Consider the following 4,013-nt stretch of genomic DNA (forward strand, 5'->3'; position numbering starts at 1 on the left):
ATCGCTGCTGGATCTTCTTCTCCCGGTCCTTCAGTGCATTCAGTATCGGCCTCCAGGCAAAGGCCCGAAGAATCAATAAAACAAGACTGAAGGAAACCAGCATCCAAAAAAGCAACCCAAAATCAGGTTTGATCAGTTCCATAATCTACCGGTTTTTAAGATTAAACTTTACAGCCCGGCCATGGGTCGGGGGCTGTAAAGTCGAAAAAAGTTCCTCTAAACAAACAAAACCAGAAAACAAACCACAATGGCAAAAAAGGATACCCCTTCGATCAAAGCGGCCGAGACAATCATGTTGGAACGCACATCCCCGGCAGCCTCAGGTTGACGGGCAATGGATTCCATGGCAGAACTGCCGATCCTGCCAATGCCCCAGGCGGCTGCAAAGGCAGCCAGTGCCGCACCCAGGGCAGCACCAATCTGGGCATAGTATACCATAGAGGAAGCCTGCAATAAAAAAACTGTCAATGTAGTCATAGAATGTAGATTTATAAAATGAATAATCAACTATACGGTTAAAACAGCAATTCGTTTTATTCATGGCCCAAGGCCATACCGAAATATATAGCCGAAAGGATCGTAAACACATAAGCCTGGATAAAAGCCACCAGGATCTCCAAAAAGGTGATAAACACCACAAACAACACGGAAAACACGGATACTCCGTACCCTGCATACACGTTCATGTTGCCAAAAATGAAGATCAGGCTTAAAAAACCCAACATCACGATGTGTCCGGCCGATATATTGGCGAAAAGACGTACCGCCAAAACAAACGGCTTAATGAAAATCCCCACAAATTCAATAACCGGAACCAGCGGAATGGGAATTTTCAGCCACCAGGGGATGTTGGGAGGATTAAATATCTCCTGCCAGTACTCCTTTTTCCCGCTGACCTGCATAGCAATAAAAGTAAACAGGGCCAGGGCCAGTGTCACGGATATGTTGCCCGTTACATTGGCTCCGGCAGGAAAGATGGGAATCAGTCCCAGCAGATTGTTGATCAGGATAAAGAAGAACATGGTCAGCAAAAAGGGTGTAAAGCGCTCATAATCCTCTTCTCCAATGCTCTTTCTGGCCACTTCATCCCGGATAAAAAGGATCAGCGGCTCCAGCAGGCTTTGGATGCCTTTGGGCGGCTTGTTTTTGCGTTCCCTGTATATACGGGCGATATAAATGAACAGGATAAGCATCAACACAATGCTGAAAAAGATGGCGGCGACGTTCTTGGTGATGGAAAAATCCAGGGGTTGCTGCTCCATGACCTTTCCCTGTTCATCCAAGGTAACAATGGAACCTTTGTTGGGACCCTCCTGTGCAATCTTAAAGCGTTTATAATTGCTATGGCCATGATCAAAACGGCTGGACCAGAAAAAGAAAAAACCCCTTTCCGGGCTGTAAAGCAACACGGGAAGAGGTATGGTGATGTGGGTCGAGCCGATGGTGGCGATATGCCAGCTATAGTCATCCACCACATGCCCGATGATCACCTCTCCAATATCCAACCCCTCTTGATCCGGATGGGCTTGTTCATTCGGATCACCAGGGCCGGAGAAAGCATGGCCGGGTGAACCCGCCTGTGCAGGCAATCCCGCAAAAAGGGCAATAAGCAAAACCCCTGTAATAAGGTTTCCTTTATTGATAAAGGCTTTGGGCATGGCTGGTTAGTTAAACTAAACAAAAATATATAATTTATAAACACATTATTCGCCAGCCCCCAATAAAAAAGGCGATGTTGATTTAAATCACCGCCTCTTTTACCGATCAATATGTGTGATTTCCACGGTAAATCCCCGAAGGACTCCGTTGTTATTTGTTTTCTCTCTAAATTACAGCTGGGTGCTGATCAGGAAAGTTGCTGCAAAAGCGATAATTGCGTACAACTCGGGAAATACGGCAAGGATCATGGTATTACCAAACACATCATGGCCTGAGCCGATGGCTGCAATACCGTTGGATGTGACGGTACCCTGACGCCGTGCTGACCACAGACCAACAAAACCCAGTGCAAGACCGGCAGCCAGAATGGCAACACCCTGGTACATGCTCAAACCAGCCTCGAGCAGGGTGGGCATCTGGTTGTTGATGATAAAGAAACCTGCAAAGCCATACAACCCCTGTGTACCGGGCAATGCACTTAACAACATATAGCTGCCGAAAGCGTCGTCTCTTTTCTTTAAAGCTCCAATGGTGGCGTTTCCACCCATAGATACTCCAATGGCACTACCAATGCCGGAAAATAACACCATAATAGCCAATCCGGCATACGCAAGAATAATAGGTGCATTCATAGTTTATTTCTCCTTTTTTAAAATTTAACTTCTGATTTATGTTTTGAATCGATTTACAGATTGCTGATGTATTGCCCGAGTAAAGCATCATAGGGGTTTATGCGGTTGAAATATTTCGCTCCCCAGTGCCTCATGACTTGGCAAAAGGTTTGTACCGCTTGCCTCCGCCGTCAAACCCGGCATTCTTGTAGAACTCCACGAATATCAAACGCATCGGGTGCACAAACGAACCCAGCCCGGATATCAGCAGGTTGCCGATGTGTCCTACCAGCAGGATGATCACAAAGATCAGCGGTCCGGCATAGGGTATCTGTCCGAAAGTGATGGCAATCTCATTGATCACCAGTCCCAGTATGGCCGTGGAGATGCCAATGGCAAACAAACGGATGTAGGAAAGCAGGTCGCCAAATACACCGGTTATCACATTGTAGGCATCCCAAACGCCTTTGCCGACCCTGGCGAAGACATTGATTTTGGGATCGCTGAACAGGAATATCAAAACTCCGCTGGCAATGAGCACACCGTGATAGATGCTGCTTACCTCGGCCATCTCGAACCATCCCAGCTGATCGCCTCCGGAAAAAACGATTAATGCCACAATGGCCCCTATCCAGCCAAAAGTGGAAAGGGCATACACAAATCCGTTCTGCCTCCACAAGTTGGCAGCTTTGATCACCATACCAAAAAGAATCTGCAACATACCCACGGCCAGCGACAGGTAGAAAAGCTGCTGAGGATCCAAAAATATATTCCTGATATCGCCTGTCCAGTCTACTTTGGTCAGATTAATGCCAAACAAGGTTCCACCTATAATCCCCATAATCACCGTGGCCAGTCCCAGCCACTGAGCCATGGTCAGATAAACCTTCATCTTGGGCTTGGCTTTGGTGTGCTTGTAGATGGTCACAGCCAGCAATATAAAAATCCCATAGCCTGCGTCACCTAAACAAAAACCAAAAAACATCATGAAAAAAGGCGCAAAGAAAGGCGTCAGGTCAATCTCGTGATAGTGGGGCAGGGAAAAGAGATCCTGCAAGGGCTGAAAGACCCGGGCAAACTTGTTGTTCTTCAATAAAATAGGGACTTTGGCTGGGTCTTCGGCCCTGGCCTCTTCCTGTATATACAACACATCCTGTTTCTCCAGGAAATCCGTCAAATCTTTTTCCCTGGTTTCAGGAACCCAACCTTCCAGCAGCATCACCTTATCTTCAGCCTGCAGCTCGGTGTGATTCTTGGCCTCATTGAATTCCGTCTCCTCCTGAAGCCGTTTCCGCTCTTCCCGCAATACCTGCTGGTACTTCACTGCATAATCATCAAACATGCGGTTGATCTCCTGAATGCGACGCTCCTTATCATCATAGGCCTTTTCCAGCTCAGAAAAAGGCCGTGCAGGCAGACGCACTTCTTCGGCATCTATATCAATCTCCTGATCGCCTTCCTGGAAGATCACAAAATACAGATTCCCCCCTTCCTGGTTGATCACCTCCAGGTAATACCGGTTCTCCCAGTCGGTGTCGAACCGTTTTTCACTGATGGCAAAAAACCGGGGGGTGAGGTTCAGCTTTTTCAGCTTTTCCTTCATATCTGCGGAAAAATCGCCCCAGGGACGTGCCTTGTCGATGTCCTTCTTCAGGGTGACCAGCTCCTGCTCAATCCGATCAATCTCTTCCTTACCCGCCTTGATATGTTGAACGATATCGGCCGCACGGGTGTCATCGTCTA

5 protein-coding genes are annotated in these 4,013 nt (G+C 47.5%); all 5 read right to left on the reverse strand.

The features are described from left to right. The coding region (locus KGY70_18305; GenBank protein MBS3777154.1) for an ATP synthase F0 subunit B at window positions 1–142 on the reverse strand (142 nt) is incomplete at its 3' end. Window positions 143–216: 74 nt separating this feature from the next. Further along, window positions 217–477 carry an ATP synthase F0 subunit C gene (gene atpE, locus KGY70_18310; GenBank protein ID MBS3777155.1) on the reverse strand — a complete coding sequence of 87 codons (261 nt, stop codon included), beginning with the start codon at window positions 475–477 and terminating at the stop codon, window positions 217–219. Between the two features lie 56 nt (window positions 478–533). Next, complete coding sequence (atpB, locus tag KGY70_18315) at window positions 534–1,658, reverse strand: F0F1 ATP synthase subunit A (protein ID MBS3777156.1); 1,125 nt, start codon at window positions 1,656–1,658, stop codon at window positions 534–536. Between the two features lie 171 nt (window positions 1,659–1,829). Continuing rightward, window positions 1,830–2,291 (reverse strand): V-type ATP synthase subunit K, encoded by a 462-nt coding sequence (locus KGY70_18320; protein MBS3777157.1) that lies wholly within the window; start codon window positions 2,289–2,291, stop codon window positions 1,830–1,832. A 130-nt stretch (window positions 2,292–2,421) separates the two neighbouring features. Beyond that, the coding region (locus KGY70_18325; GenBank protein MBS3777158.1) for an ATPase at window positions 2,422–4,013 on the reverse strand (1,592 nt) is incomplete at its 5' end.

The sequence above is a fragment of the Bacteroidales bacterium genome (assembly GCA_018334875.1).
Taxonomy (GTDB): domain Bacteria; phylum Bacteroidota; class Bacteroidia; order Bacteroidales; family UBA12077; genus JAGXLC01.